Origin of the sequence: Streptomyces sp. Pv4-95 (assembly GCF_045782725.1) — a bacterium.
GTDB lineage: Bacteria > Actinomycetota > Actinomycetes > Streptomycetales > Streptomycetaceae > Streptomyces.
Genome location: NZ_CP127172.1, coordinates 6,625,790 through 6,652,194, shown reverse-complemented (window position 1 = coordinate 6,652,194; position 26,405 = coordinate 6,625,790). Strand labels below are relative to the sequence as shown.

At 72.8% G+C, this 26,405-nt stretch carries 26 protein-coding genes and 1 tRNA gene; 14 read left to right on the top strand and 13 right to left on the bottom strand.

The window, feature by feature from the left end:
• Positions 1-20: 20 nt before the first annotated feature.
• Both QOM21_RS29105 and QOM21_RS29100 read right to left on the bottom strand, forming a co-directional pair.
• Complete coding sequence (locus tag QOM21_RS29105) at positions 21-809, bottom strand: ferritin-like domain-containing protein (RefSeq protein ID WP_407553974.1); 789 nt, start codon at positions 807-809, stop codon at positions 21-23.
• A gap of 280 nt (positions 810-1,089) precedes the next feature.
• Entirely contained in the window at positions 1,090-2,139 is a 1,050-nt protein-coding gene (locus tag QOM21_RS29100) for an LLM class F420-dependent oxidoreductase (RefSeq protein WP_407553973.1), read from the bottom strand.
• A gap of 127 nt (positions 2,140-2,266) precedes the next feature.
• Here QOM21_RS29100 and QOM21_RS29095 point away from each other — a divergent pair, with 127 nt between their 5' ends.
• Entirely contained in the window at positions 2,267-3,250 is a 984-nt protein-coding gene (locus QOM21_RS29095; RefSeq protein ID WP_407553971.1) for an aldo/keto reductase, read from the top strand.
• Positions 3,247-5,829 (top strand): helix-hairpin-helix domain-containing protein, encoded by a 2,583-nt coding sequence (locus QOM21_RS29090; protein ID WP_407553970.1) that lies wholly within the window; start codon positions 3,247-3,249, stop codon positions 5,827-5,829. The genes QOM21_RS29095 and QOM21_RS29090 overlap by 4 nt, the downstream gene beginning before the upstream one ends.
• Positions 5,830-5,951: 122 nt before the next feature.
• Here the strand turns inward: QOM21_RS29090 and QOM21_RS29085 are convergent, their stop codons facing one another.
• The gene (locus QOM21_RS29085) at positions 5,952-6,641 is read right to left on the bottom strand and encodes a hypothetical protein (RefSeq protein ID WP_407553969.1); all 690 of its coding nucleotides are present in this window, start codon (positions 6,639-6,641) and stop codon (positions 5,952-5,954) included.
• A 47-nt stretch (positions 6,642-6,688) separates the two neighbouring features.
• Between QOM21_RS29085 and QOM21_RS29080 the strand changes: the two genes are divergently transcribed.
• Entirely contained in the window at positions 6,689-6,877 is a 189-nt protein-coding gene (locus QOM21_RS29080; RefSeq protein WP_018537156.1) for a DUF5703 family protein, read from the top strand.
• Between the two features lie 94 nt (positions 6,878-6,971).
• Here the strand turns inward: QOM21_RS29080 and QOM21_RS29075 are convergent, their stop codons facing one another.
• From QOM21_RS29075 to QOM21_RS29065, 3 genes are all read right to left on the bottom strand, one after another.
• A complete protein-coding gene (locus tag QOM21_RS29075; protein WP_407553967.1) occupies positions 6,972-7,766 on the bottom strand; it encodes a chaplin in 795 nt (264 codons plus the stop codon).
• 149 nt (positions 7,767-7,915) lie between these two features.
• Complete coding sequence (chpH, locus tag QOM21_RS29070; protein ID WP_393894385.1) at positions 7,916-8,149, bottom strand: chaplin ChpH; 234 nt, start codon at positions 8,147-8,149, stop codon at positions 7,916-7,918.
• A 141-nt stretch (positions 8,150-8,290) separates the two neighbouring features.
• Positions 8,291-9,616, bottom strand: a complete 1,326-nt coding sequence (locus tag QOM21_RS29065; RefSeq protein ID WP_407553966.1) for a M20/M25/M40 family metallo-hydrolase — start codon at positions 9,614-9,616, stop codon at positions 8,291-8,293.
• Positions 9,617-9,924: 308 nt separating this feature from the next.
• On the opposite strand from QOM21_RS29065, the gene QOM21_RS29060 reads away from it, so the two are divergent.
• The 3 genes from QOM21_RS29060 to QOM21_RS29050 all read left to right on the top strand — a co-directional run bounded on the left by QOM21_RS29060 (position 9,925) and on the right by QOM21_RS29050 (position 11,307).
• Positions 9,925-10,012: transfer RNA gene (locus tag QOM21_RS29060), tRNA-Leu, on the top strand.
• A 154-nt stretch (positions 10,013-10,166) separates the two neighbouring features.
• Positions 10,167-10,841 carry an HAD family hydrolase gene (locus tag QOM21_RS29055; RefSeq protein WP_407553965.1) on the top strand — a complete coding sequence of 225 codons (675 nt, stop codon included), beginning with the start codon at positions 10,167-10,169 and terminating at the stop codon, positions 10,839-10,841.
• Positions 10,842-10,884: 43 nt separating this feature from the next.
• Complete coding sequence (locus tag QOM21_RS29050; protein ID WP_407553963.1) at positions 10,885-11,307, top strand: NUDIX domain-containing protein; 423 nt, start codon at positions 10,885-10,887, stop codon at positions 11,305-11,307.
• A 275-nt stretch (positions 11,308-11,582) separates the two neighbouring features.
• On the opposite strand, the gene QOM21_RS29045 is transcribed toward QOM21_RS29050, so the two are convergent.
• Positions 11,583-13,016, bottom strand: a complete 1,434-nt coding sequence (locus QOM21_RS29045) for a cytochrome P450 (RefSeq protein WP_407553962.1) — start codon at positions 13,014-13,016, stop codon at positions 11,583-11,585.
• Positions 13,017-13,160: 144 nt separating this feature from the next.
• Between QOM21_RS29045 and QOM21_RS29040 the strand changes: the two genes are divergently transcribed.
• From QOM21_RS29040 to QOM21_RS29025, 4 genes are all read left to right on the top strand, one after another.
• Positions 13,161-13,562 (top strand): (2Fe-2S) ferredoxin domain-containing protein, encoded by a 402-nt coding sequence (locus QOM21_RS29040; RefSeq protein WP_407553960.1) that lies wholly within the window; start codon positions 13,161-13,163, stop codon positions 13,560-13,562.
• Positions 13,563-13,666: 104 nt separating this feature from the next.
• The gene (locus QOM21_RS29035) at positions 13,667-13,846 is read left to right on the top strand and encodes a hypothetical protein (protein ID WP_407553958.1); all 180 of its coding nucleotides are present in this window, start codon (positions 13,667-13,669) and stop codon (positions 13,844-13,846) included.
• 4 nt (positions 13,847-13,850) lie between these two features.
• Positions 13,851-14,624: a response regulator transcription factor gene (locus tag QOM21_RS29030; RefSeq protein WP_407553956.1), complete on the top strand. Its 774-nt coding sequence runs from the start codon at positions 13,851-13,853 to the stop codon at positions 14,622-14,624.
• Positions 14,621-15,754: a sensor histidine kinase gene (locus tag QOM21_RS29025; protein ID WP_407553955.1), complete on the top strand. Its 1,134-nt coding sequence runs from the start codon at positions 14,621-14,623 to the stop codon at positions 15,752-15,754. Before QOM21_RS29030 ends, QOM21_RS29025 begins: the two co-directional genes overlap by 4 nt.
• An 82-nt stretch (positions 15,755-15,836) precedes the next feature.
• Here the strand turns inward: QOM21_RS29025 and QOM21_RS29020 are convergent, their stop codons facing one another.
• The 5 genes from QOM21_RS29020 to QOM21_RS29000 form a co-directional block, all read right to left on the bottom strand.
• Positions 15,837-17,135: an MFS transporter gene (locus QOM21_RS29020; RefSeq protein WP_407553954.1), complete on the bottom strand. Its 1,299-nt coding sequence runs from the start codon at positions 17,133-17,135 to the stop codon at positions 15,837-15,839.
• Entirely contained in the window at positions 17,132-17,860 is a 729-nt protein-coding gene (locus QOM21_RS29015; protein WP_407553952.1) for a helix-turn-helix domain-containing protein, read from the bottom strand. Before QOM21_RS29015 ends, QOM21_RS29020 begins: the two co-directional genes overlap by 4 nt.
• 77 nt (positions 17,861-17,937) lie before the next feature.
• Positions 17,938-18,672, bottom strand: a complete 735-nt coding sequence (locus QOM21_RS29010; protein WP_407553950.1) for a cytochrome b/b6 domain-containing protein — start codon at positions 18,670-18,672, stop codon at positions 17,938-17,940.
• Positions 18,656-19,411, bottom strand: coding sequence for a molybdopterin-dependent oxidoreductase (locus QOM21_RS29005; RefSeq protein ID WP_407553948.1), 756 nt, complete (start codon positions 19,409-19,411; stop codon positions 18,656-18,658). The genes QOM21_RS29010 and QOM21_RS29005 overlap by 17 nt, the downstream gene beginning before the upstream one ends.
• Before the next feature lie 203 nt (positions 19,412-19,614).
• Complete coding sequence (locus QOM21_RS29000) at positions 19,615-20,322, bottom strand: SDR family oxidoreductase (RefSeq protein WP_407553946.1); 708 nt, start codon at positions 20,320-20,322, stop codon at positions 19,615-19,617.
• Positions 20,323-20,845: 523 nt separating this feature from the next.
• On the opposite strand from QOM21_RS29000, the gene QOM21_RS28995 reads away from it, so the two are divergent.
• Positions 20,846-21,487, top strand: a complete 642-nt coding sequence (locus QOM21_RS28995) for a ScbR family autoregulator-binding transcription factor (RefSeq protein WP_407553945.1) — start codon at positions 20,846-20,848, stop codon at positions 21,485-21,487.
• 34 nt (positions 21,488-21,521) lie between these two features.
• On the opposite strand, the gene QOM21_RS28990 is transcribed toward QOM21_RS28995, so the two are convergent.
• The gene (locus QOM21_RS28990) at positions 21,522-23,177 is read right to left on the bottom strand and encodes an FAD-binding dehydrogenase (protein WP_407553944.1); all 1,656 of its coding nucleotides are present in this window, start codon (positions 23,175-23,177) and stop codon (positions 21,522-21,524) included.
• Positions 23,178-23,386: 209 nt separating this feature from the next.
• On the opposite strand from QOM21_RS28990, the gene QOM21_RS28985 reads away from it, so the two are divergent.
• From QOM21_RS28985 to QOM21_RS28975, 3 genes are all read left to right on the top strand, one after another.
• Positions 23,387-24,274, top strand: a complete 888-nt coding sequence (locus tag QOM21_RS28985; RefSeq protein ID WP_407553943.1) for a DMT family transporter — start codon at positions 23,387-23,389, stop codon at positions 24,272-24,274.
• Between the two features lie 628 nt (positions 24,275-24,902).
• A complete protein-coding gene (locus tag QOM21_RS28980) occupies positions 24,903-25,574 on the top strand; it encodes a TetR family transcriptional regulator (RefSeq protein WP_407553941.1) in 672 nt (223 codons plus the stop codon).
• Positions 25,571-26,371, top strand: coding sequence for a glucose 1-dehydrogenase (locus QOM21_RS28975; protein ID WP_407553940.1), 801 nt, complete (start codon positions 25,571-25,573; stop codon positions 26,369-26,371). Before QOM21_RS28980 ends, QOM21_RS28975 begins: the two co-directional genes overlap by 4 nt.
• Positions 26,372-26,405: the final 34 nt, after the last annotated feature.

The following is a 26,405-nucleotide window of genomic DNA, read 5'->3' as shown; positions in this document are numbered from 1 at the left end:
GGGCGCACGTGGTCACACCGTCAGGCGAACTCCGCCGTGGAAGTGGCCGGCCCGCCCAGCGCGTCGCGCCGCTCGGGCATCGACAGGCTGACCATCCGCCGCCAGCCACCCGCCCGCTCGTAGCCGTACATCGCCCGGATCCCCGCCCTGAGCACCGCGGACTTGGCCGCGGGCCACTTCAGGATGCGCCCCATGTGGTCCATCACCGCAAGGCTCACGTCCCGGTAGACCGCGATCTCGGCGTTCGCGCACTCGTGCAGGATCCGCTGGATGGTCCGGCCGTGCCCGGCCCGGGCCAGCCGGAGGAGTTCCTCGTGGCAGTAGGCGAGGTGGTTGTCCTCGTCGTTCGAGATCATCCGGATCGCCTTGCCCACCTCGGGGTGATCGCCGAAATACTTCGTCAGCATGTCCATCTGGTCGGCCGCACGCTGCTCGGTGACCCTGCTGTGCGAGAGGTAGGTGATGATGTCCAGCTCACTGAGGGGGGCGTCGCGGCGCAGCTTGTCGTGCGCCAGTCCGATGCCGCGCCGCTCCAGCAGCATGGTGTAGTCGGTTTCCTCGGGGACATCGGCGGCCGTCAGGCCGCGCTTGCGCAGCAGAGCCTGGAAGATCCGGCCGTGCTTGTCCTCATCCGCGCCGTGCCGCGCGACCTTGGGTGCGAGGCCGGCCATCGCCGGCGGGAGCAGGGCCGCGATACGGCCGTTCTCCCACCCTCCCTGGGCCTCGCCACTGGCGGCTATGGAGCAGAACAGGCGGTAGGAGTCATCGTTGTCGATGATCTCTTGGAACAGGGCTTTGGCCGAGAACATGCGCGCCACCTCCGAACGGACACACCCGCAGGAAAAGTCAAGGTCGGCGTGCGGAGTGCGGCAACCGGTGGACCGGCCCATTCGACCGTTCGAATGACATGACCCCTCGGCGACGGGGCGTAACCACCGTGCCCGGCGCGGCGTTGTGCTGCGTGACGGCCGTGGCGGGGAAGACCCCCGAGCCCCCACCACGGCCGCAGCGCTTCCCGGAAGCCCGGCACCTTCGGTGCCGGGCTTCGCGTTGTGCGGTGCGGTCCGGTAATGCGTCGTCGGCGTCGCGCTACGCCAGCCCGGCGCGCTCCAGGGCCTCGGTGCCGGCCCGCAGGGACGCGATCCGGTCCTCCAGCGTGAAGCCGGCCGGCGCCAGGGTCAGGGTGGTGACCCCCGCTTCGGCGTACGCCTGCATCCGGTCGGCGATCCGGTCGACGGTGCCGAGCAGCGTGGTCTGGTCGATCAGCTGCTGCGGAATCGCGGCGGCCGCGCCCTCCTTGTCACCGGACAGGTACTTGTCCTGGATCTCGGCGGCTTCCTTCTCGTAGCCCATGCGCTGGGCCAGCTTGTTGTAGAAGTTCTGCTTCCGGCTGCCCATACCGCCGACGTACAGCGCGGTGTACGGGCGGAACATGTCGGCCAGCGCGCCGACGTCCTCGCCGAGGGCGAGCGGCAGCGTCGGGCAGACGTCGAAGCCCTCCAGGGTCTTGCCGGCCTTCTCGCGGCCGGCCCGGATGGGGGCGATCGCGGTCTCGGCCAGGTGCTCGGCGGACGGGAAGATCAGCAGTGCGCCGTCGGCGATCTCGCCGGTCTGTTCGAGGTTCTTGGGGCCGATCGCCGCGATGTAGAGCGGGATGTGCTCGCGCTGCGGGTGCACGGTGAGCTTCAGCGGCTTGCCGGGGCCGCCGGGCAGGGGCAGCGTCCAGTGCTCGCCCTCGTAGGAGAGCCGCTCCCGCGACATCGCCTTGCGGACGATGTCGACGTACTCGCGGGTGCGCGCCAGCGGCTTGTCGAACTTCACGCCGTACCAGCCCTCGGAGACCTGCGGCCCCGAGACACCGAGGCCGAGCCGGAATCGGCCGCCGGAGAGCGAGTCGAGCGTGGCGGCGGTCATCGCCGTCATCGCGGGGGCGCGTGCGGGGATCTGGAAGATCGCCGAACCGATGTCGATGCGCTCGGTCTGAGCGGCCACCCAGGAGAGCACCGAGGGAGCGTCGGATCCGTAGGCCTCGGCGGCCCAGCAGACCGAATAACCGAGGCGGTCGGCCTCCTGCGCCACGGCGAGATTGTCCGAGTCCATCCCGGCACCCCAGTAGCCGAGGTTGATGCCAAGCCTCATGCCGCTCCCCTTACTGATCAGTAACGTCGCTGTTGCGGGGACTCTAGCGCGCCACCCCGCCGACCGTCATCGGCGGGTTGTCCACAGGTCCCCTGATCCGGGCCCGCGGCCAGTAATCTCACAGACCATGGAGCAAAGGCACCTCGGGCGTACCGGCCTTCGTGTGTCCCGCCTCGGGCTCGGCACCCTGAACTGGGCACGCGACACCGACGAACAGGAAGCCGCCGACCAGCTCAAGACGTTCTGGGAGGCCGGCGGCACCCTCGTCGACACCGCCGACATCTACGCCGACGGCGGCGCCGAGTACCTCCTCGGCCGGCTGACCGAGGCGCTCGTCCCCCGCCAGGATCTGGTGATCGCCACCAAGGCCGGCAGCGTCCTGGAGACCGACCGCCGCGTCGACAGCTCCCGCCGCCATCTGCTGGCCGCGCTGGACGCCTCCCTGGAGCGGCTGGGGACTGACTACGTCGACCTGTGGCAGCTGCACGGCTTCGACCACGAGACCCCGCTCGAGGAGACCCTGCACGCCCTCGACCTCGCCGTCAGCAGCGGCCGGGCGCGCTATGTGGGGTTGTCGAACTTCTCCGGCTGGCAGCTCGCCAAGGCCGGCACCTGGCAGCTGGCGGTGCCCGGCGTGCGCAACCGGCTGGCGGGCACGCAGATGGAGTACTCCCTGCTGCAGCGCGGCATCGAGCGCGAGGTGCTGCCCGCCGCCCTCGACCTCGGCGTCGGCGTGCTGCCCTCCTCACCGCTCGGCCGCGGCGTGCTCACCGGGAAATACCGCCATGCCACACCGGCCGACTCGCGCGGCGCCTCCGACCACCTCGCCCCGTTCGTCGCGCCCTACCTCGACGAGTCGGCGGGCCGGATCGTCGAGGCGGTGAGCACCGCCGCGGACGGACTGGCCGTCACCCCGCTTCAGGTCGCGCTCTCCTGGGTCCGCGACCGTCCCGGAGTCACCGCCCCGATCGTGGGGGCGCGGACCGCACAGCAGCTCAGAGCGGCGTTGTCAGTGGAGACCCTTAGTCTTCCTGACGAGATCCGCCGGGCGCTGGACGATGTGTCGGCCCCGGTGCACCACTATCCCGATCACGACTGGAGCACGCTGTGAGTACCGACCGCCTCGCCGGCGAGACCACGCCCGAGCAGGAGGCCGCGCCCGGCGCTACGGATGCCCAGTCGCCCGACGACTCCGCGCACGGGCCGGGCGACGCGGCGGCGAACGCCGAAGCGGTGGGCCACGCCTCCGGGGAATCCGCACCGGCCGCCGAGCCGGAGCCCGGCCCGGGCACCGCGCCCGGAACGGCTCAGGAGGCCGCCGCCGAGTCCGCCGCCGGCGACTCCGCCGCGGCCGCGCCGGCACCCGGCTCCGCAGCGGCGACGGCCGCCGACCTGGCCGCCGCGGTGCGGGCCGTCGAGAGCGGTGAGCGCTCGGCCGCCTCGTTCTTCGCCCAGAGCCATCGCACCCCCAAGCCGAGCACCCCCGCCGCCGGCCCCGCGCAGCAGGCCGGCGCCCCGGCCGCCGACGCACGGCCCGCGCAGAGCACCGGACCCGCCGACCCCGCGCGGCAGCAGGCAGCCCGCCCGGCCGAGGCGCCCGCGGGCCCCGTCGGCCCGCCCGCCGCGGACGGCCCCCCGCCTTCGCAGGCCCAGGCCGCGCCCGCCCCGAAGCCCGCGGTGGCGACGGCCCCCGGCCTGCCAGGCGTACGCCAGGTCCTCGCGGCGGGCGGCGCTCCCGAGGAGTTGGCCGAGAAGGCCGCCGAGGTGCTCGGTGAGCGCGCCGCCGAGGCGCTGAGCGAGGACCCCTGGCAGCTGCTCGCCGTCCCCGGTGTGCGCCCCGAGCAGGCCGACGGCTTCGCGCGGGCGCTGCTGGGCACGGCATGCGGGCCGGACGACGAACGGCGCGGACAGGCACTGGTCCTGTGGCTGCTGGAGCAGGCCGCCGTCGCGGGCCACTCCGCGCTGGAGGCGCCCGCGTTGCGCGCCGCCCTCGCCCAGCGCTCGGTGCCCGACCCCGACGAGGCGCTGCAGACCGCCATCGCGGACGGCGCGGTGCTGGTGTTCCAGGACGCGATCGACACCCCGGGCCGACGGCCCGCGGCGGACGAGGAAGAGGAGGAGCAGCCGGTCCGGGTCCTGCTCGGCCTCGACCGGTTCGCGATGGCCGAGGAGAGCGTCGCCGACGGGCTGGCACGGCTGCTCAACACCTTCGAGCCGGTGCCCGAGGGCGAACCGGCGCCGGAAGGCGAGAGCCGAAGCCCGGCAGACTCCGCGGACCCGGCGGACCGCGCGGACCCGGCGGCTGACGAGAGCGGCACGGCCGTGCAGGACGCCTCGGCGGCCACCGCCGACGACGCTGCGGGCGCCCCCGCGGGAACCGCCGAGGAGCCCCGGGAGAACTCCCGGGACCTCGCGGAAGAGACCGAGGGCATCCGTCGCGCCCACCCGTCCGCCGCGGCATGGGACGCCGCCGCAGCCGCCGCCCCGTCGCCGTCGGCCGCCGAGCTGATCCGCGCCGCCGCGCACAGCGGCCTGGTGGCCCACACCGGCGCGGAGGCCGCGCGCGCCGAGCCCGCCGCGCTGATCGCCGCGGCCCGCGCCCTGGGTCTGCGGGCCTTCGGCGCCACCCACAGCGAGAACGGCCGCCGCCGACTGGCCGCCCAGCTCTCGCAGGCCCCGCAGGGCACCGCCCCGACCGCCCTGGAGGGCGCCGATACCGCGGCGGTGACGGTGTCCGGCCTGATCTCCGGGCAGCAGGGCCCCGGCCGGGACGCGGACGGCGCACTGGCCCTCGATCTGCTGGTGGTGCTGGACGCCCCCCAACTCGATCTGGAGACCGCCGCGCTGCTCGTCGAGTCGCTGACCGACGGGACCCGACTCGTGCTCAGCGGAGACCCGGCCGTCCTGTGGTCCGCAGGGCCCGGCCGGCTGTTCACCGACCTCCTCTCCGCCCGCTGCTGCCCCCAGGTCGCCTCCCGCACCCCGGACTTCGGCCCGATCGGCGAGCTGGTGTCGGGCATCGGCATCGGGGAGCTGAACCAGGTCGAGGCCCCCGGCAAGGAAGTGGTGATCGTCCCGGTGCAGAACGCCGGCGAGGCGGTGCACCGCACCGTCCAGCTGGTCGCCGACTCCGTCCCCCGGGCGCTCGGCGTCCCCGCCGACCAGACGCAGGTCATCACCCTCGGCCACGGCGGCGCGGCCGGCACCCGCGCACTGAACACCGCGCTCAAGGAGCGGCTCAACCCCGGCCCCGGCCGGTTCGGCGGCTTCGACCCGGGCGACCGCGTCGCGTACGCCCCGGCGCCCGGCCGCACCGTGCCCGGCACGGTCACCGGAGCGGACGCCGACGGCCTGCACCTCGATTGCGGAGCCCCCGTGGTGGTGCCGCGCGAGCAGGTCGGCTCCGGTGCCGTGCGGCACGGCTGGGCGCTCACCGCCCATCAGGCGGCAGGTATGCGCTGGCCCGCCGTGGTGACCGTGCTGCCCGGTGACGCGGCGGGCGGTCTGACCCGCTCCTGGGCCTACACCGCCTTCAGCCGCGGCGAGCGCCATCTCTCCGTGGTCCAGGGCGTCGACCAGGCGCTGGCCCGTGCCGTGGCCGAGGTGCCCGTCAAGGAGCGCACGACCCGGCTGCGCACCCTCCTGCAGACGCAGAGCGTGCAGGCCACAGCGGACCCGGCCGCCGGCTAAGCCGCGTCCGCACAGTCCCGGGCACGCCGCTGCCCCGGTCCCGTCGGTACGTCCTGACGGGACCGGGGCAGCGGTGTGCGCAAGGCCGGGAGGCAGACGGTAGGCGAAGCTCCCGCCCGGTCTCACCGGTCCTGGTCGAGCACCTCGATCAGATCGTCGTCGTCCTCGCCCAGTTCCTCGTCGAAGACGGAGCTGACGTCGAAGCGGCAGACCACCCGCTGCGGATCCGCCTGGTCGAACGGCGCGGACAGCCACTCGCCCGGCTCCGCGGGATCGTCCGCGGCCGCCACCCACAGCGTGGAGTCGCCCTCCTCCAGGCCGAACTCCTTGTGGCGGGAGGCGATCTCGTCCGGCTCGAACTCCCCGAAGAGCACACCGAGCGCCGCATGCACGCTGTTGCCGACCACGCCGCCCGCCCCGGTACCCGCGGAGCCGTTCACCGGTACGTCGTCGGCGGCGTCCGGATCGAGGTCGGCGATGCGCTGGGCCTGGTGCAGCAGCCGTTGTGGTTCGACGACGGTGTAGTCGCGCCGGATGAGCACGCTCAACGCGCTGGGCTCCTCGGGGCCCGCGTAGGAAGGCAGCACGTCGCTGCCGGGGATCTCGAAGGGGGTGACCTCGTCGTAGGTGTCGTACAGCAGCTCGTCATAGGCCTCGGCCGCCGCGGCGAGCTCGTCGAACGCGGCATAAACAGCTGGATCATCCTGCCCCGAGCGGCGTTCGACCGCGTCGAGGTGACGGTCCAGCGCGGCTTTGACCGCCTCGGCGGCGGCACGTACCTCGGCAGCGGAGGGCTGCGCAGCATCAGACATAGTGCAGACGCTATCCGTACCGGGGCCGGTCCCGCACAATAGATGCGATGCCGGAATACGAATTCTGCGATGTGTATGTGCCTCGGGGGGTCTCCCGCAAGGCCGCCACACGCCTGCTGACCGACCACGCCGAGTACGGACACTGGGAGTTGGACCGACTTCGCCTCAACCCCGACGGCAGCCGCAGGGTGCGGCTGCGCCGCCGGATCATCCGACAGCTCCGCGCCACTTGGTGATCACAGGAGCTGTCCGTGCACAACGAAACGGGCCCCGTCACCACGGGGCCCGCTCCGATGCCCGGACGTGTCACGCCGGGCTATGTGGTGCCTGTCACCCGCGAGCGGTGCGCGCCCGGCGGTAGAGCACGGCTCCCCCGAGCAGCAGTCCGGCGGCGGCCGGAACCGCGAGACCGATCGTCCCGGCACCGGTCTGCGCGAGATGTCCGGCAGTCTTCGGCGGCGTGACGACCTGCGTGTGCGGCTCGGTCTCCGTCTGCGGCCTCGTCCCCGGGTTGTCCGGCGAGTCCGGGCTGTCCGGCGAGTCCGGGGTTTCCGGCCCCCCGGGGGTGCCCGGCTCCTCGGGCTCCTCGGGGTTGTCCGGGTTGTCCGGCTCGTCGGGGTTCTCCGGCGACGGCGGCTGCTCCTCCGTGGGCGGAGTGGGCTCGCCGGGGTTGTCCGGGTACTCCGGGCTCGTCGGCGGCACCGTCTCCGGCTCGTTGTCGCAGTCGTTTCCGAAGGCGGGGTTCAGCAGCCCGCCCACCGAGGCACTGTTGCCACAGGCGTTGACCGGCACGTCGACCGGGACCTGGACATTGTTGCCGGAGACGACACCGGGCGAGTGTGATGCCTTGCCCTTGGCGCCGGAGCCGTGGTGCTTGCCACCCGAGTCGTTGGAGCACTTGTTCCCGAACGCCGGGTTGAGCAGTCCGATGACGTTGACGGTGTTTCCGCACACGTTCACCGGTACATGGACCGGGATCTGGACGGTGTTGCCGGAGCCGACACCGGGCGAATGCGCCGAGCGCCCCAGTGCTCCGGAGTCCGCCTGTGCGTAGCCACCCGCGAGAGCGAGCAGCCCACCCGCGGCCGCCATCGTGATCAGGCCCTTTTTCGCGACCTGCCTCATAGCTTGGTTCCCCTGCCTTGTGCCATCAGGAATGCGCGCGAGTAAGATCCACCCGCCCGCTGAAATACCCAGAGGCTCCGGAATGCGAGTGCATTCCGGAGCCGAGCTGGATCAGCCCCCTACAGGGGCGGATACAACGTCAGTGAACGTCAGTCGTTGACACACTTGTTGCCGAAGGCGGGGTTCAGCAGCCCGATCACGTTGACCGTGTTGCCGCAGACGTTCACCGGAACGTGGACCGGCACCTGGACGACGTTGCCGGAGACGACACCCGGGGAGTGCAGGGCCGCGCCCTGGGCACCCGAATCGGCAACAGCCAGGCCCGCGCCGGCGAGCACAAGGCCACTGGTGACTGCCGCAGCAGCGACGATCTTCTTGATCATTATTCCTCCTTGTAGGCAATGCGATCCCAGCCGCGGACCGCACTCACTCCAACGAGGCCGGAGCGATTGAGCTACGAACACACCGTTGCATTCACCCGTTTCAGCTACGCCGACGCGGACGGCAGGTAATCCGCGCCGAATTCAGCTCTGTTCGATGAACCGGTCGAGCACGCGTACACCGAACTTCAGCCCGTCCACGGGCACTCGCTCGTCCACGCCGTGGAACATTCCGGCGAAGTCCAGCTCCGGCGGCAGCTTCAGCGGCGCGAAGCCGAAGCCGCGGATTCCGAGGTCGTCGAAGGACTTCGCGTCCGTGCCGGCCGAGAGCATGTACGGCACCGCGCGGGCGATCGGGTCCTCCGCCTGGAGCGCCGACTGCATCGCGTCGACCAGCGCGCCGTCGAAGGTGGTCTCCAGGGCCTTGTCCGCGTGCACGTCCTCCCGCTTGACGCGCGGACCGAGGATCCGGTCCAGGTCGGCCAGGAACTCCTGCTCGTAGCCCGGCAGGAAGCGGCCGTCGACATGCGCGGTGGCCTGGCCCGGAATGACGTTGACCTTGTAACCCGCGCCCAACTGGGTCGGGTTGGCGGTGTTCTTGAGCGAGGCGCCGATCAGCTTGGCGATGCCGCCGAGCTTGGCCAGCGTGTCGTCCATGTTCTCCGGGTCGAGTTCGGTGCCCAGCGCGTCCCCGAGCTCGTCCAGGAAGGCACGCAGGGTCTTCGTCACCCGCACCGGGAACTCGTGCCGGCCCAACCGCCCGACGGCCTCGGACAGTTCGGTGATGGCGTTGTCCCGGTGGATCATCGAACCGTGTCCGGCGGAGCCGTCCACGGTCAGCTTCATCCAGTGCATGCCCTTCTGCGCCGTCTCGACGAGATAGAGGCGCAGATTCTCGTTGACGGTGAAGGAGAAGCCGCCGACCTCGCTGATCGCCTCCGTCACGCCCTCGAAGAGGCCGGGGTGCTTGTCGACGAGGAAGCGCGCGCCGTAGGTGCCGCCCGCCTCCTCGTCCGCGAGGAAGGCCAGCACGATGTCGCGCGGGGGCTTGCGGCCGGTGCGCATCCGGTCACGGACGACGGCCAGCGTCATCGCGTCCATGTCCTTCATGTCGACCGCGCCGCGGCCCCACAGGCACCCGTCCGCGATCTCGCCGGAGAACGGGTGGTGGGTCCAGTCGTCGGCGTTGGCGGGCACCACGTCGGTGTGCCCGTGGATCAGCAGTGCGGGCCGCGAGCGGTCCTCGCCCTCGATCCGGGCCACGGTCGAGGCGCGGCCCCGGTGCGACTCGAAGATCTGCGGCTCCAGCCCGACCTCGGCGAGCTTCTCCGCGACGTATTCGGCGGCCGCGCGCTCACCCGGGCCCGAGTGGTCGCCGTAGTTGCTGGTGTCGATCCTGATCAGGTCCCGGCACAGGTCGACGACCTCGTCCTCGCCGGTGACCGTACGGGTCGGCTGCGACTCGCTCATGCCTGAACCTCGCTTCGCTCGGCCCCGCATCCGCGGGACTCGCACCTTGCCATGGTTCGCTCGCCGGGCTCGCTCACACTGCCTCCTCATGGTTCACGGCCGCGTCGCGCTCCTCGCGGGAGCCCGCACCGCGGCGGGGGTCCACCGCCATCCTCCACCTCGCGGCCGCTGCGCCCAAGGCCGCAATACTCCCGACATGCCCTGGTCACAGCCCCTCCCCCGGCCAAAAGAGTGGGTGATCGACCACCGCCGAAGGTTTGCTATTGTTTTCCACGTCGGAACGGCGCGGCCGCGACGACAGACACCTTGTCCGGGTGGCGGAATGGCAGACGCGCTAGCTTGAGGTGCTAGTGCCCTTTATCGGGCGTGGGGGTTCAAGTCCCCCCTCGGACACCAGCCAGGACCCCAGTTGATCTGGGGTCCTTTGCTTTTCCCGGGGTGCCCGGCCCCGGAGGGCCGGGCACCCCGTCCCCCGCGATATTCCGGTGCGCGGGCCCGCAGGGCGTGCGTAGGGTGCGCAGGTCGGTGGAGCTTGTGAGGGGCGGGGCGAGTGCTGATCTTCGATGCGGATGACACGTTGTGGGAGAACAACGTGATCTTCGAGCGGGTCATCGACGAGTTCCTGGAGTGGATGGCGCATCCCGAACTCGACCGGGCCGGGGTACGGGCCGTCCTCGACGACATCGAGGCGGCGAACGCCCTGACGCACGGCTACGGCAGCAAGGTGTTCCTGCGCAGTCTCGGCGAGTGTGTGGCACGGCTGCGGGAGCGGGCGGCGACGGCCGAGGAGACGGCCCGTATCGCGGGGTGGGCGGCGGCCTTCGCCCACGACCGGGTGGAGCTCGTCGCGGGGGTGGCCGAGACGCTGGCGGAACTGGCCCGGCGGCACGATCTGCTGCTGTTGACCAAGGGCGACACCGAGGAGCAGGAGCGGAAGGTGGCGGCGTCCGGTCTGCGGCCGTACTTCCGGGACGTGCACATCGTGGCGGAGAAGGATGTCTCGACGTACGAGGAGTTGGTGCGGGTCCACGACCTGGTGCCGGCCTCGACCTGGATGATCGGGAACTCCCCGAAGTCGGACATCCTGCCGGCCCGTGCGGCCGGGCTGAACGCGGTCTTCATTCCGCACCAGCACACCTGGGTGCTGGAGCACAGCGACGTGGATCCGGGCGACGAGAAGGTACTGCGGCTGTCGGCGTTCGGGGAGTTGCTGCGGCACTTCTGAGGCCGGGCAGGGGCGAAGAGCACAGGATTGTCGAGGGGGCGGTGTGAGCGGGGCGGAGCCGAAGGTGTCGTGTGTCTTCGTGTGCCACGACGAGGCGGGGCGGGTGCTGCTGGCGCGGCGGAGCAGTGGCGCCAGGGACGAGCCGGGGACCTGGGACTGCGGGGCCGGGGCGCTGGAGTTCGGGGAGACCTTCGAGGCGGCGGTGGCGCGGGAGGTGCACGAGGAGTACGGCGCGCGGCCGCTCGGCATCGACATGATCGGGGTGCGCAATGTGCTGCGCGGCGAACCGGTGCACTCGCACTGGGTCGCGGTGGTCTTCGCGGTCCGGGTGGAGCCCGGTGAGGTGGAACTCGGCGAGCCGCACAAGTTCGACGCGTGGGAGTGGTTCGCGCCGGACGCGCTGCCGGCGCCACTGCACTCGCAGTGCGGAGCGAGCCTGGCGCTCTTCGCGGCCCGGTCGGCATGACGGTCGCGTAGGACCGGAGGGCGAGGTCACGGGCGGTGCGAGTCGGTGCGGCCGGCCGGCTGCGGAGCGGGGGCCGGGCTTCGGCCCGGCGTCCGCGCGGTCAACGGGTGGGGCGGCAACCGCCCTTCCTGTAGGTCATGTGCACGAGCATGGCCCACAGGAACGGCGCTCGGCAACCGAATTGGGGCGGCGGGCAGGTCAACGGCCCCGCCGCCGGACGGCTTTCCCGGGTGCCGCAGGGCCGTGTGCGCGGCAGCCCGGTCCGCTCACCCTTCTCAGCCGAGGTCGCGCGGGCGCAGGCGTACCCGGGCCGGGCCGGTCGCCTGGAGGGTGATGCCGGCCGCGACCGGCACCTCCTGGTCCACGGCCTCCAGTTCGTGGGCGCGCAGCAGCGTCGCCATCGCGAGCACCGACTCCAGCATGGAGAAGTGCTGGCCGATGCAGGCGCGCGGGCCCCCGCCGAACGGGAACCACGCGTAGCGGTGCCGTGCTGCCTCGCGCTCGGGGGTGAAGCGCTCCGGGTCGAAGCGCTCCGGGTCCTCCCACAGGTCGGGGCTGCGGTGGGTCACCCAGGGCGCGACCACCACATCGGCACCGGCGGGGATGACGTAGCCCCCGATCTCGGTGGCCTCGACGGCGCGGCGGCTGACGACCGGTGCGGCCGGATACAGACGCATGGCCTCCTTGAACGCCCGGGTCAGGCACGGCAGTCGGTCCAGATCCTCGGCGGTGGGCTCGCGGTCCGCCAGTACGCGGTCGATCTCCTCGCGGACCCGTGCCTGCTCCTCGGGGTGCTTGGCGAGGAGGTGGAGGGTGAAGGCCATGGAGGTGGCGGTGGTCTCGTGGCCGGCGAGCAGGAAGATGAGCACCTGTTCGCGGACCTCGGTGGCGTCCAGGGAGCCGTCCTGCTCGTTGCCCGCCTCGGCGAGGAGCGAGAGGAGGTCGTCGCCGTCCGCGGCCCGGGCACCGTCCCCGGTGGTCCCGGACGCCGCACGCCGTTCCGCGATGATGCGGTCACAGACGGCGGAGAACTCCGCGGAGGCGGCCTGCACCTTGCGGTTTCCGGGCGTCGGCCAGTCGCGCGGGACCTTCAGGGGGGCGTAGGCGCGGCGCACGACATAGGCGTTGATGACCGGGGCGCACCGGTGGATGACGTCCACGGCGGCCTCGACGTCCGTGCCGAACAGGATCCGGGAGACCGTGCGCAGTGCCAGCCGGTTCATCTCGGGGACCAGGTCGACGCCGGAGGGGTCCGCGGTCCGCCAGCGCTCGGCGACGGCGTCCGCCTCGGTCGCCACGGCCGCCGCGTAGGTGTCGACGCGGCGCTTGGTGAACAGGGGCTGCACCAGCCGCCGCTGGCGGAGGTAGTCGTCGTCCTGGCTGGTCAGCAGGCCGTTGCCGAAGGCTTGCCGGACCTCTTCGTAGAGCGGGTGGTCCTTGCGGAAGTTGGCGGCCTCGGTGCCGAGGATCTGCTGGACCCCGGCCGGCGAGAAGACGGCGTGGAACACGCTGCGCAGCCCGGGCGGGCCCGCTTCGAGGCGGACCACGTCGCCGTGTTGGCGCTGTGCCCGGACGAACGCGCTCAGGGAGTCGCGGCGGAGGTCGAGCATCGAACCGAGTAACGGCAGACCGGCCGGCCCGGGGATGTCGGTGGCGGGTCCGCCGTCGGAACCGGGGCCGGGGGTGCGATCGGAATCGGTGAGCGTCATATTCCGATTCCTATCCCAAAAACCTGCGCCGCACCGCGGGTTGGGGCATTCGTTCGAGGCGGCCGGGCCGGGAGGCCGGTGCGGGTGTCGCGGGGCCGGGGGCGCGGGGCGGGCCGCCGGATCGCCGCACGTAGCATGGGTCGGATGAGCTCCAAGCGTTCCGGCCGTGCGGCCACCGCGTCCCCGTGCCGGGTCACCGTCTGCCGCGGCTGCTGCTGCGGCGACGCGTCCAAGATCCCGGGCGTCGACCACGCCGGCCAGATCCCCAGGCTGCGCGCGGCGCTCGACGGCGCTGCTCCGGTACGGGCCTCCGAGTGCCTGGACGTCTGCGACCAGGCGAACGTCGTCGTGGTCCAGCCGTCGCCTGCGGGCCGGGCCGCGGGCGGGCGCCCCGTCTGGCTTGGCCTGGTCAACGACGACGACGCGCTCGCGGACATCGCCGACTGGATCCGCGCGGGCGGTCCCGGTCTCGCGGAACCGCCGGGTGTGCTCGACCTCTACGCGATCACGGTGTCACGGCGGGTGCGGGAGGGTCTGGAGAGCTGATCCGGGGCCGGGGTGGAGCGCGCCCCGGCACCATGCGATTACCGGAGTCTTACGGCGGGAGTCCGTGCCGCCCGCCGCGGCGCCCGCTGGTGTTTGCTGGAAGCATGACGCACCACCTGGACAGTCGGCCGGCCGAGGCGGCGGGCGACCTGGGACGGCCCCGGGCGCGCCGGTATCCGGCGTCCGCCGGTGCCGAGAAGACCGGTCGCCCTGGGGAAGCCGCCCCGTACGCCCCCGCAGGCACCGGCTCCTCGCACGGCTCCGCGCCGGGAATGGCACGCTGACCCCGTGCACCGAGCCACGCCTCCCGAACCCCCTCCGTCCCAGCGGACCCCGTCGCACGGGCCGCCGCGCCGCGTCCTGGTCGTCGAGGACGATCCGACCGTCGCCGAGGTCGTCACCGGCTACCTCTCCCGTGCGGGCTACACCACCGAGCACGCGGCCGACGGCTTCGCCGCCCTCGACCGTGCCGCGGCCTTCCGCCCCCATCTCGTCGTCCTCGACCTGATGCTGCCGGGCATCGACGGCCTGGAGGTGTGCCGGCGGCTGCGCCGTGCCGACGAGGGCCCCGCCGTTCCGGTGGTGATGCTGACGGCGCGGGGCGAGGAGGCCGACCGCATCCTCGGCCTGGAGCTGGGGGCGGACGACTACGTGACCAAGCCGTTCAGCCCTCGGGAGCTGGTGTTGCGCATCGGTTCGGTGCTGCGGCGGGCCGAGTCGGCGCCGCCGCCCGCGGCCCCCGCCCCGGTCCTGCGGTGCGGTGATCTGCGCGCGGATCCGGGCGGCCGGCGGGCCGACCGGCACGGCCGTGAACTGTCACTCACGGCCCGCGAGTTCGACCTGCTGGTCTTCTTCATGCGGCACCCCGGACAGGTCTTCTCCCGGGAGGCGCTGCTGCACCGGGTGTGGGGGTGGGAGTTCGGTGACCTGTCGACGGTGACGGTGCACGTGCGACGGCTGCGCGAGAAGGTCGAGGACGATCCGGCGGCGCCGCGCCTGGTGACGACGGTGTGGGGCGCCGGCTACCGCTTCGACCCCGCGGAAGGCGGCTCTCCGTCATGACGGACTTCCTGGTCATCGTGGGCCTGGCGGCGCTCGGCGCGGTGCTCGTGGGCCTGCTCGCCGCACCCGCGGTACGGGTGCTGCGGCGCCGCTCCGTCGCCGTCTCCCTGTTCGCGGTGGCCGCTCTGGCGGTGGCCTCGATGGCGGCGGGCACCGTCGCGGTCGCGCAGGCGATGTTCCTGTCCGGGCACGACCTGGGCGTGGTGATGGCGGTGGTCGGTGTCTCCGGGGTGGTCTCGCTGGCCGCCGCCCTGCTGTTCGGGCGGCGGATCGCCACGGGCAGCCGGGAGCTGGCGCGGTCGGCCCGTACGGTCGGCAGCGAGGGCGGGTTCGTGGCGCCCGCCGTGCCGCCGACCGCGGAACTGGCCGCGCTGTCCGCCGCGTTGGAGGAGACCAGCGGGCGGCTCGCCGAGGCACGCGAGCGGGAGCGGGCGCTGGATGCCTCCCGCCGCGACCTGATCGCCGGGATCTCGCACGATCTGCGCACCCCCCTCGCCGGGCTGCGGGCGATGGCCGAGGCACTGGAGGACGGCGTCGCCGAGGACACCGCCCGCTACCACTCCCGGATGCGGGTGGAGGTGGACCGGCTCGCGGCGATGGTCGACGACCTCTTCGAACTCTCCCGCATCCAGGCCGGGGCGCTGGCGCTGACCCTGTCGCGGGTGTCGGTGTACGACCTGGTGGACGACGCGCTCGCGGGGGCCCGGCCGCTGGCCCGGGTGAGCGGGGTGCGGCTGGTGGACGGCGGGGTGGTGCCGCTGCCGGTGCGGGTGGACGCCCAGCAGATCACTCGCGTACTGGGCAATCTGCTGGTCAACGCCATCCGCGCGACGCCGGCCGACGGCACCGTCGCGGTCAGCGCGCGGCACGAGGCGGGCCGGGTCGTCCTCGCCGTCGAGGACGGCTGCGGCGGCATCCCGCCGGGCGACCTGGAGCGGGTCTTCGACACCGGCTGGCGCGGCGGCCCGGCCCGGACGCCCCGCGCGGACGGCAAGAGCGGCGCCGGCCTCGGGCTCGCGATCGTCCGCGGCATCGTGGAAGCCCACCAGGGGCGTACGACGGTCCGCAACGCCGGTGCGGGCTGCCGCTTCGAGGTCGAACTCCCGGCAGCGGAACCGCCCGTGGCGTGAAGCTCCCGGAGCGGATGGTGGCGTGCTCCTGTGAGGGCCTGCCGTCGGAGGGGCGTGCGCACCGGCGCCCGGAGGGATGCCCTCATCGCCCCGGCAGGGGCAGCGTCCCGTCGCGGCCGGGCGTATCGGGCTTCCGGCCGGCCTCCGGGCGGGCGAGCGGCAGGTCCCGGACCGTGCGCACCGGTGAGAACAGCAGGATCAGGGCGGCCAGCGGCACACCGGCGGTCAAGATCCACATCGCGGGGCGGGGCCCCAGCGCCCCGCCGAGCGCGCCGCCGAGAAGGGCACCCAGCGGCAGCGTCCCGTAGTTGAGGAAGGAGGTGCTGGCGACGAGGCGGCCGAGCAGGGCCGGCGGGCAGTAGCGCTGCTGGAAGCCCGCCTTGACGACGTTGCCGGCGACGACGCCCGCGGAGACACAGAAGCTGCCCGCGACGAAGAGCAGTGCGCCGGGGCCCTGGCCGGTGAGGGGGATCAGCAATGCCCCGGTGGGCAGGACCAGTTCGCACAGCAGCATGGCGCGGGCGGTGCCCAGGCGGTGGGCCAGCCGACGGGCGGCGAAGGCACCGGCGATACCGCCCGTACCGGCCAGCGCCAGCAGGCCGCCGACCACTCCCGGCGACAGTCCGACCTCGCGGACCAGGAAGACGACCAGGAGGGACTGGTAGCCCATGAGCGCGAGGTTGGACGAGGCGCCGAAGAGGGTGAGCGTACGGAACCACTTGTCGCCCGCGACCAGCCGCAGCCCCTCGGCGACCTCCGCGGTCAGTGCGCGGGGCGCGCCGGCCCGCCCCGTCGGCCGTGGTTCGCGGTGGCGGATGCCGAGCAGGCACAGCAGCGAGACCAGGAAGGTCGCGGCCTGGGCGGCCAATCCGCTGACTGCGCCCGCCAGTTGGACGAGCAGGCCGCCCGCGCCCTGCCCCGCGATCTGCGCCGCCGACGCGCTGCCGTGCAGTGCGGCGTTGCCCTCGGCCTGATCGGCCGGTGGGAGGAGGGTGGGGAGGTAGGCGCTGTAGGCGGTCTGGAACACCACCGCGGCGGACCCGGCCAGCAGCGCGACGACGATCAGCAGGCCGAGCCCGAGACCGCCGAGCCAAGCGAGAACCGGCACGGCCGCGAACAGCGCCAGGGACAGCGCCGCGGCGGACAGCATCAGCGGCCGGCGGCGTGTGCGATCCACCCAGACGCCCACCGGCAGCCCTATCAGCAGCCAGGGGAGCCAGCCGCAGGCGCCGAGCAGGCCGACCGCGAAGGTGTCGGCGTGCAGGGTGGAGACGGCGACCAACGGCATCGCCACATTGGTGACCGCCGCGCCGAACTTCCCGGAGGTCTCGCCGCACCACAGCAGCCGGAAGTCCCGGTCGCGGCGCAGCAGTCCGCTCATCGGCCGTCTCCGCGCGGGCGCCGCGGTTGCTCGTCGCCGTCCCGCGCGTCCGGCTGCTCCGGAGCCGCGGTGCGCTCCGCGCGTTCCTTACGGGGAAAGGACTGGAGTTGGACGATGACGGGCCGGGTTTCCGGCTCCCCGGAAGCGCGCGTACGGGCGCGATCCGCTTCGTCCACCGGCTCGCCGGTGGCGGCCGCGGCCTGCCGGTAGCGGTCGATGACGGCCGTCACCTCGTCGTTGAGCGCTTCGAGTTGGCCGGCGGTCAGGCGCAGGTCGTGCCATTGGGCGATGGTGCCGGCGTTCCGCCAGTCGGTCTCCCAGTCCTCGGCGAGGTAGCCGGCGACCCGGTGGAAGTGCTGCTGGACGAGCTCGTTCACGTAGACGGAGAGCGGGCCGCGGGCATCCGGATCGTCGCGGAATTCCGTCGTGTTCAGCTGGCGGGAGGCCGCGACCGCCCGCCACCAGCGCTGCCGCTTGGTGCCGCGACCCGCCTCCTCCTCGATGAATCCGTGGTCGGCCAGGTGGCGCAGATGCCAGCTCACCGTGCCGGTGTTCTCGCCGACGCGGCGACTGAGGCCGGTGGCGGTGTCCGGGCCGTCGAGGGTCAGCAGTTCGAGGATGCGCATCCGCAGGGGGTGCGCCAGGCCCCGCAGGCTTCGGGCGTCCAGGCGACGGACGGGGCGCGCGGCGGCAGGTGTCCGGGGTGGCTCGGGAGACTCCGTCATGCCGACAGAGTAGAAGATGCAGAGACTCCTTTGCAGAGGTTTCTCTGCAAGATGTTCTCGATCCGGGAACGCTCGGCCTAGAAACGCCCGGCCTGATGGGCACCGCCTGAGCCGTCGCCTCCCCGGCCGTCGGTCCCGCCGGTCCCGCGGTCGCTCCGCCGGCTTGCGGTGCGGTCGCTCCGGCGCTCCTTCTCGTGATCCCAGAGAGGGTGCTCGCGCCGGGCCCAGTCCGCGTCGACGTAGCCGGTGCGCATGCCGCGGCGGGACTCGGGGTCGCCGAGCGCCCTCCAGACGTGGCCGGCGATCACGATCACCACGGCGAGGGCGAGCCAGTCATGGACGAAGGTGGCGCCGGTCCGCCACACCAGCGGGGCGAGGTGGGTGAACCACATCAGCAGGCCGGTGCACATCATGACCAGGACGGCACCGGCGATCCAGGCGGCGTAGACCTTCTGGCCGGCGTTGAACTTTCCGGCGGTGCGGGCGCCGGCGCGGTGCCGGCGGCGGAGGGACGCGCGCAGCCAGTGGCGGTCGTGGGGGCCGTAGCGGTTGAGCCGGGTGAGGTCCGCGCGCAGGGCCCGCGAGGCGAGGCCGAGGAGGAGGGGCACCGGCAGCAGGATGCCCGACCACTCGTGGACGGTGACCATGAGGGCGCGCCGGCCGACGAGTTCGGCGAGGAAGGGCAGGTAGAGGCAGCCCGCGGTCAGGACGCAGAGCGCCATCAGGGTGGCGGTGGCGCGGTGCACCCGGTGTTCGGCGGGCGTGAAGCGGGCGACGCGGCCGGCCGCTGTGCGCTCAGGTGGTCGGGGCATCGTCGCGTCCGTTCGACCTGCCGACCCAGGCGTCGACGTCATATCCACGCTCCTCCCAGTAGCCGGGCTCCACGCGCTCGGTGACGGTGATCGTGGAGAGCCACTTCGCGGATTTGTAGAAGTACATGGGCGCGACGTAGAGACGCACCGGTCCGCCGTGTGCGTGGCCGATCGGCTTGTCCTGCATCCGCAGGGCCACCAGGACGTCGCCGCGGCGGGCCTGTTCGAGGGTGAGGGACTCGCTGTAGGCACCGTCGAAGCAGGTGAACCGGACGGCCTTGGCCTCGGGGCGGACGCCCGCGTCGTCGAGGAGGTCGGCCAGGCGCACGCCTTCGAAGGGGGTGCCGGGCACCCGCCAGCCGGTGACGCACTGCACGTCGCGGACGAGCCTGGTCTGCGGGAGCCGGCGCAGGTCGTCGAGGCGGTAGGTGACGCGCCGGCGGACCAGGCCGTCGAGCGTGAGCCGGTAGGTCCTTTCGTCCTTGTGCGGGACCGAGCCGGTGACCGAGTAGTAGCGGAATCCGCCGCCTGCCGGCAGCAGGCCGGTCAGGCCGGTGGGGTCCTTCTGGGCGGCGGCGCCGAGGGTGCTGTCGTACGCACGCTGGAGGAACGGGGCCGCGGCGACGCCCGCGGCCCCCGCCCCGAGCATGCCGAGCACGACACGGCGGCCGACGGGTGTACCGCGCCCGTCCTCGCCGTCGCCGTCCCCCGGGCGGGCCGGAATCGCGTCCCTTGTCACTCTTGGATTCGAACACCGTGCGGCCCTCCGGTCCAGTGCCCGGGCCGCGGCGTCAGACTTTCGTCATCGGCGGTGCCAGGTGCGCACCAGCGGTGCCGGTGACCGGCCTGGCGGCTCCCCGGGGGCCGGGCGCCGCGCAGGCGGCGGGTCCCCCTTCCGGCAGGGACCCGCCGCCCTTCAGCCGTGCGACCGCCGACGGCGCATCAGATCAGGTGGCCGAGCGCCCCACCGTCGACGGGCAGCGCCACGCCGTTGATGAACGCGGCCTTGGACGAGGCGAGGAAGGCCACGACGCCGGCGATCTCCTCGGGCTGACCGCAGCGGCCCAGCGGGATGCTGCGCAGATGCCCGGCCTTGGCCTCCGGCGAGAGCTCGTCGTACATGTCGGTCTGCACGGGACCCGGGAGGACGGCGTTCACCGTGATGCCTCGCGGAGCCAGCTCGCGCATCAGCGACTTGACCAGCCCGATCTGTCCGGCCTTGGAGGACGCGTAGTTGGCCTGGCCGTAGGCGCCGTAGGGGGCGATGGCGGACGAGATCGCGATGATGCGGCCGCCGTCCGGCATCGGCGCGGTGCCGGCGCGCCGGGCGACGTAGAAGGTGCCCGCCACATTGGTCTCGTAGACGTGCCGGAACTGCTCGTCCGACATGTCGGCGAGCAGGTTGTCGGCGGTGACGCCCGCGTTGGCGACGAGCACCTCGACCGCGCCGTGCCGGGCCTCGACCTCGTCGAATGCCGCATCGACCTGTTCGCTGTCGGTGACGTCGCAGCGCACCGCGAGCACGCCCGGTATCCCCGGGTCCTCCGTGCGATAGGTGATGGCGACCCGGTCGCCCTCGTCGCGGAACGTCTCGGCGACAGCCCGGCCGATGCCTCGGTTGCCTCCGGTCACCAGAACCGATCGGGACATGCGGGTAACTCCTCTGCCTGAAGTGTCGGGTGGGAACGGTGGAGCGGCGGTGCGCAGGGCCCGCCGCAGGGAACGCCCCCGCGCGGCACCTGCGGTGTCCATGACACCCCTGGTGGTTCCGTCCATGTCTCGGGAACCACTTCCGTGAGCACGCAGGGTGTCCGGGCGACCGCGCTGGCAACGGTAGAGCGTCGCTCCTTGGGCGTCACGATCAGGTCGGGGCTGTCACCACCAGGGACACACCGGCCATTTATTCCGGTCATCCCGGCCCGTCCCGGCCACCCCGGCCGACGCGACACCCGGACGACCGCCGCGTGGGCCGGTCCACCCCGTGGCGAGCCCCTCGGCCCCGCCTCTCATGAGGCGGCCGGCACGGCTACGCTGCGCACCACCAGGTACGTTCTGCTGTTTCCGGGCTCGGCCGAAGACGACTGGTGGTCTGCCAAATGACGTGAGCAGCGAGTTGCTCACCCGACATTCCTCGACGGACGGGAGGCGCCCTGTGGTTCAGCAGGAACGCGCGATGGCAACCAGGCGAGTGATACTCGAAGCCGCTGCCAGGGTCTTTGCCGAGAACGGCTACGACAAGGCCAGAATCGCCGACATCCTGAGAGAAGCGAACGTCACCAAGGGCGCGTTGTACTTCCACTTCACGGACAAGCAGGCGCTCGCCGACACCCTCCTCACCGAGCACGTCCAGGAGATCAGGGTCGAGCCGGACGCGGTCAAGCTGCGGGAACTGATGACGGCGGGCTACACCCTCGTGGACCGGCTGCAGACGGACGTGGTGCAGCGCGCGGCCGCACGTCTCACCCTGGAGCAGGGCGCCAACCAGTTGGACCGTGCACAGCCGATGCTCATGTGGACGGAGTACGTCGAGGAGTTGCTGACGGTGGCCCACGACCGGGGTGAACTCCTGCCCACGATGGCGAGCACGACCGCGCGTCGCGATGTCGCCGAGATGATCGTGGGGTCGTTCGCCGGCATCGAGCTGATGTCGGACGCCTTCTCGGCGGGGCGCGGCCCCTCGCCCCTTCAGCACTGGCTCACGGTCTTCTTCCAGACGGTGATCCCGACCCTCGCCCACCCCCCGATCATCCCCTTGCTGGGCCTGGCCTCCGCCGAGTCGCACGCCAAGATCGTGCAGAGCTCCTCGGCGGCGTAGCGGGCCGGCGCCGGGCCGGCCCGCCCCCTCCCCGTCAGGAGACCGCCTTGGCCGCGGCGCGACCCGCCGTACGGCCGGAGAAGAGGCAGCCGCCGAGGAAGGTGCCCTCCAGCGAGCGGTAGCCGTGGACGCCGCCGCCGCCGAAGCCCGCCGCCTCGCCCGCCGCGTACAGGCCCGGGACGGGGGACCCCTCCTCGGCCAGTACGCGCGAGGAGAGGTCGGTCTCCAGGCCGCCGAGCGTCTTTCGGGTCAGGATGTGCAGCCGGACGGCGATCAGCGGCCCGGCCTTGGGGTCGAGCAGGCGGTGCGGGGCGGCCGTGCGGATGAGGCGGTCGCCGAGGAACTTGCGGGCGCCGCGCATCGCCGTCACCTGGAGATCCTTGGTGAAGGGGTGGGCGATCTCCCGGTCCCGCGCCACCATCTCGCCGCGCAGCGCGGCCTCGTCGATCAGCGGCTCCCCGGTGAGCTCGTTCATCCGCCGCACCAGGTCGGACGGCGACCGCTCGACGATGAAGTCCGCGCCGTGGTCCATGAACGCCTGCACCGGTCCCGGCGCGCCGGCCCTGGCCCGCCCCAGGACGTCCCGGATGCTCTTCCCGGTCAGGTCCGGGTTCTGTTCGGAGCCGGAGAGGGTGAACTCCTTCTCGATGATCTTCTGGGTGAGCACGAACCAGGTGTGGTCATGGCCGGTCCGCATGATGTGCTCCAGCGTGCCGAGCGTGTCGAAGCCGGGGAACAGCGGCACGGGCAGGCGCTTGCCCCGGGCGTCCAGCCAGAGCGGGGAGGGCCCGGACAGGATCCGGATGCCGTGCTTCGGCCAGATCGGGTTCCAGTTTTCGATGCCCTCGGTGTAGTGCCACATCCGGTCCCGGTTGATGATCCGGCCACCGGCCGCCTCGGTGATGCCGAGCATCTTGCCGTCCACATGCGCGGGCACCCCCGAGAGCATCTGCCGCGGGGGCTTCCCCAGCCGTTCGGGCCAGTTGGCGCGGACCAGGTCGTGATTGCCGCCGATGCCGCCGGAGGTGACGATCACGGCCTGCGCCCGGAGCTCGAAGGAGCCGGTCACCTCGCGGCTGCTGGGCGTACCCCGTTCGGCGTCGGAGGGCTCCAGGATCTCGCCGCTGACCGTGTCCAGGCTGCCCGCGCTGCGCGACAGGCCGGTGACGCGGTGACGGAAGCGCAGATCCACCAGGCCGCGCGCCGCACCGGCGCGTACCCGGCGTTCGAACGGTGCCACGATGCCGGGGCCGGTGCCCCAGGTGATGTGGAAGCGGGGGACGGAGTTGCCGTGCCCGATGGCTCCGTAACCGCCCCGTTCGGCCCAGCCGACGACGGGGAAGATGCGCAGGCCCTGGCGGTGCAGCCAGGAGCGCTTCTCCCCCGCCGCGAAGTCGACGTACGCCTGCGCCCATTGGCGCGGCCAGTGGTCCTCCGGGCGGTCGAAACCGGCCGTGCCCAGCCAGTCCTGCCAGGCCAGTTCGTGGCTGTCGCGGATCCGCAGCCGGCGCTGCTCGGGCGTGTCCACCAGGAAGAGGCCGCCGAAGGACCAGTGGGCCTGACCGCCGAGGGACTGTTCGGGCTCCTGGTCCAGGAGGATGACCTTGCGCCCGGCGTCCACCAGTTCCGCCGTGGCGGCCAGCCCCGCGAGCCCCGCCCCGATCACGATCACATCAGCGTCGTACGCCATCTCAGCTCTCCTCACCGGACACGCCGGACGACCTGGCCGCCGTGGTGCACACGATCTTCAGTGCACCGGCCACGGCCGTCAACAGCTGTTACCGGGTGGTACGCACGGGTGAGCGGGAGAATGGTGGGTGACCAGGGCCACTCCACCGACGCCGGCGGATGACTATCCTCAGGCGCATCCCCCGCCCCGCGCGATACGAGGTGTGCGACGTGACGGTGATACTGCTCGCCCTTGGTGCGGCTTGCTGTCTGGGACTGGGATTCGTCTTCCAGCAAGCCGCGGCGCAGCACGCCCCGATGAAGGACTTCCTCTCCCTGCGACTGCTGCTCGACCTGGTGCGGATGCCGCGCTGGCTGGCGGGCATCGGCCTGATGGTGATCGGGATGTCGCTGGGCGCGGTGGCGCTGGGGATGGGCGACATCACCCTCGTGGAGCCGCTGTTGGCGACCAATCTGCTGTTCGCGATGGCCCTGGCCAGGCGGCTGACCAAGCAGCGGCTGGGGCGCAGCGGCTGGGCGGGGCTGTGGCTGCTGGCGGGCGGGGTGACGGCCTTCATCGTGGCGGGCCGGCCACGCGGCGGGAGCAGCGAGAGCGAATCGATGTGGCACTGGCTGATCATGGGCATGGTGCTGGGCACCGCCCTGCTGCTCGCGGCGTTGGCCAAGCGGGCGCGGATAAGTGTGGAGGCGGCGCTGCTGGGCGTCGCGGCCGGGCTGCTCTACGGCCTCCAGGACGCGCTCACCAGGATGAGCGGGGAGCGGTTCGGCGAGGGGGGTTGGAGCGCGTTGCTCACCTCCTGGCAGCCTTACGCGATCGTGGTGCTCGGGGTGCTGGCGCTGGTGCTGGTGCAGAGCGCCTTCGAGACGGCGCCGCTGCGGATGTCGCTGCCCGCGCTGACCGCCGCCCAGCCGCTGGCCGGCATCGCCTGCGGGGTCGGGTTCCTGGGCGACCGGCTGGAGGTCACTCCCGGGGCACTGGCCTGGGAAGGGATCGGGATAGCGGCCGTCGTCACGGGCATCGTCCTGATCGGCAGCCACCCCGCGATGCCGCCGGGCGCCGGCCGCGCCGAGGACTCACGGGAGCTGCAGCCGCGCTGAACGCGGGTGCGGGACGGGCGGTGCGGGACAGCCGGAGCCGACGGGCCGATGGTCGGCGGGCCCGGCGCGCGGCGGGGCCGCCTGGGCGGGAGCCGGCCGCCTGACACTGCCCGCCGATGGTGGCACCGAGGTGTACCGGCGCGCGATCGAGGGCTCGCTGGAGTGGGAGCCGCGCCGACGCAGGCGGCCGCCCGCCCGGCAGGGTGCCGACGCCGCCTGCCCGGGAGACCTGCCGCCGGGCGGTGGCGCCCAGGCGTACGGGCGCGCGGCCGAAGGCGCGCGGGGATGGCCGTGGCACCGGCCGCCGACAGCTGCCCGGCGGGGCGAGCCCTCAGGCGGGCCCGGGTGGCCCGTGCGGTGCTCCTGCCGAGGCCCAACTACCGACCCGGCGGTAGCAACGAGCCGTCCGGGTACGCCGAGGGCTCGCGGGAATGGGGCCGCGCTGAGGGCGATTGCGGGATGGGACCGGCGGCTCGGCTGGTCCCGGCGGGCCGCCGGGCCCCGGCTGGACGGCTGCCGCGGCGCCAAGCCCTCACTTCCCCGTGCCCGCCGGGCATCGCGGCCCCTCTCCGTTCTCTTCGTCTCCAGCGGCTCGCTTTTTAATAATGCCCAGCATTAGAGTGCGTTCATGGCCAGAACGTCAGGACCCGAGACCCGGGAGAAGCTGCTCCGTGCCGCCGAGGAGATCTTCGCGGCGCAAGGGGTGGACGGCGCCCAGACCCGCGACATCGTGCGGCGGGCGGGGCAGAGCAACCCCTCGGCCGTGCAGTACCACTTCGGCTCTCGGGCCGGTCTGCTGGACGCCGTGATGGCCGGCCGGCTGGCCCGTACCGAAGCCGCGCTGGAGCCGTTGCTGGCCGCGATGACGGGCGAGCCCTCGCTCGGGGAGCTGATCGGCGCGCTGGTCACCGCGGAGGCGACCGAGCTGCGCGACGACCGCGGGCGGCGCTGTCTGCGGATCTCCGCCCAGCTCAGCCACGAGAGCGGGGTACGCACCCGGATTCCGCACCCCACGCTGGCCGGCACCGCCTACTGGCGGCTGATCTGCCGCGTCGAGGACGCCCTCGTCGCGGCCGGGCTGCCCGAGGCGCTGCGGCTGGAGCGGCTGGACCTCGCGCTGACCCTCATCGGCGCGGCGATGGCCGACCGCGCGCGGCACCACCTCGACGGTGCCACGCCCCTCACCGGCGAGGACCTTTTCCTCGCCGACCTCACCGGGACCACGGAGGCGTTCCTGCTCGCCGCCGCCCCTGGCCCGACCCCGTCCTCTCCGACCCCGTCTTCAAGGAGCGCTTCATGACCGACGCCACCCCCGCCCCCGCCGCTGCCCCCGCCGCGGACCTGGCCGGCAAGACCGTCATCATCACCGGCGGTGCGCGCGGACTGGGTGCGGCCGCCGCCGAGCAGGCCGTTGCGGCCGGCGCCCGGGTCGTGCTCACCGATGTGCTCCGGGAAGAGGGCGCGGCGACGGCGGCCCGCCTCGGCGAGCGGGCCCGCTTCCTCCCCCATGACGTCACGTCCGAGGAGGACTGGCAGCGGGTGGGGGAGTTCTGCGTGGCGGAGTTCGGCGGAATCGACGGCCTGGTCAACAACGCCGGGATATCCACCGGGGCGCCCTTGGAGTCGGTCTCCGTCGACTTCTTCCGCAAGGTTCTGGACGTGAACCTCACCGGCGTCTTCATCGGGATGAAGACCGTCATCCCCGCCATGCGGGAGCGCGGCGCGGGCTCGATCGTGAACATCTCCTCGGCGGCCGGCCTGATGGGGCTGGCGCTGACCGGCGGCTACGGCGCGTCGAAGTGGGGCGTGCGCGGCCTGACCAAGATCGGTGCGGTGGAGCTGGGCACGGCGCGGATCCGCGTGAACTCCGTCCACCCCGGTATGACCTATACGCCGATGACCGCCGAGGTCGGCATCGAGCGGGGCGAGGGCAGGTACCCCAACACCCCGATGGGCCGGGTCGGCGAGGCACACGAGATCGCCGGGGCCGTGGTCTTCCTGCTGTCCGACGCCGCCTCCTACGTCACCGGCGCCGAGCTGGCCGTGGACGGCGGCTGGACCACCGGGCCGACGGTGAAGTACGTCATGGGGCAGTGAGCACTCGCCCGCAGGGCAGTGCCCGCGGGCCCCG

What these genes read in the sequence shown, in the direction of transcription:
- QOM21_RS29045 (WP_407553962.1), bottom strand. Translation starts at nt 13,016, where the DNA reads ATGACGCTCACCGATTCCGATCGCACCCCCGGCCCCGGTTCCGACGGC.
- QOM21_RS29015 (WP_407553952.1), bottom strand. Translation starts at nt 17,860, where the DNA reads ATGACGGAGTCTCCCGAGCCACCCCGGACACCTGCCGCCGCGCGCCCC.
- QOM21_RS28990 (WP_407553944.1), bottom strand. Translation starts at nt 23,177, where the DNA reads ATGGCGTACGACGCTGATGTGATCGTGATCGGGGCGGGGCTCGCGGGG.
- QOM21_RS28995 (WP_407553945.1), top strand. Translation starts at nt 20,846, where the DNA reads ATGGCAACCAGGCGAGTGATACTCGAAGCCGCTGCCAGGGTCTTTGCC.
- QOM21_RS29075 (WP_407553967.1), bottom strand. Translation starts at nt 7,766, where the DNA reads ATGAGGCAGGTCGCGAAAAAGGGCCTGATCACGATGGCGGCCGCGGGT.
- QOM21_RS29040 (WP_407553960.1), top strand. Translation starts at nt 13,161, where the DNA reads ATGAGCTCCAAGCGTTCCGGCCGTGCGGCCACCGCGTCCCCGTGCCGG.
- QOM21_RS29000 (WP_407553946.1), bottom strand. Translation starts at nt 20,322, where the DNA reads ATGTCCCGATCGGTTCTGGTGACCGGAGGCAACCGAGGCATCGGCCGG.
- QOM21_RS29095 (WP_407553971.1), top strand. Translation starts at nt 2,267, where the DNA reads ATGGAGCAAAGGCACCTCGGGCGTACCGGCCTTCGTGTGTCCCGCCTC.
- QOM21_RS29020 (WP_407553954.1), bottom strand. Translation starts at nt 17,135, where the DNA reads ATGAGCGGACTGCTGCGCCGCGACCGGGACTTCCGGCTGCTGTGGTGC.
- QOM21_RS29010 (WP_407553950.1), bottom strand. Translation starts at nt 18,672, where the DNA reads ATGCCCCGACCACCTGAGCGCACAGCGGCCGGCCGCGTCGCCCGCTTC.
- QOM21_RS28980 (WP_407553941.1), top strand. Translation starts at nt 24,903, where the DNA reads ATGGCCAGAACGTCAGGACCCGAGACCCGGGAGAAGCTGCTCCGTGCC.
- QOM21_RS29065 (WP_407553966.1), bottom strand. Translation starts at nt 9,616, where the DNA reads ATGAGCGAGTCGCAGCCGACCCGTACGGTCACCGGCGAGGACGAGGTC.
- QOM21_RS29100 (WP_407553973.1), bottom strand. Translation starts at nt 2,139, where the DNA reads ATGAGGCTTGGCATCAACCTCGGCTACTGGGGTGCCGGGATGGACTCG.
- QOM21_RS29080 (WP_018537156.1), top strand. Translation starts at nt 6,689, where the DNA reads ATGCCGGAATACGAATTCTGCGATGTGTATGTGCCTCGGGGGGTCTCC.
- QOM21_RS29025 (WP_407553955.1), top strand. Translation starts at nt 14,621, where the DNA reads ATGACGGACTTCCTGGTCATCGTGGGCCTGGCGGCGCTCGGCGCGGTG.
- chpH (WP_393894385.1), bottom strand. Translation starts at nt 8,149, where the DNA reads ATGATCAAGAAGATCGTCGCTGCTGCGGCAGTCACCAGTGGCCTTGTG.
- QOM21_RS29035 (WP_407553958.1), top strand. Translation starts at nt 13,667, where the DNA reads ATGACGCACCACCTGGACAGTCGGCCGGCCGAGGCGGCGGGCGACCTG.
- QOM21_RS29105 (WP_407553974.1), bottom strand. Translation starts at nt 809, where the DNA reads ATGTTCTCGGCCAAAGCCCTGTTCCAAGAGATCATCGACAACGATGAC.
- QOM21_RS29085 (WP_407553969.1), bottom strand. Translation starts at nt 6,641, where the DNA reads ATGTCTGATGCTGCGCAGCCCTCCGCTGCCGAGGTACGTGCCGCCGCC.
- QOM21_RS28975 (WP_407553940.1), top strand. Translation starts at nt 25,571, where the DNA reads ATGACCGACGCCACCCCCGCCCCCGCCGCTGCCCCCGCCGCGGACCTG.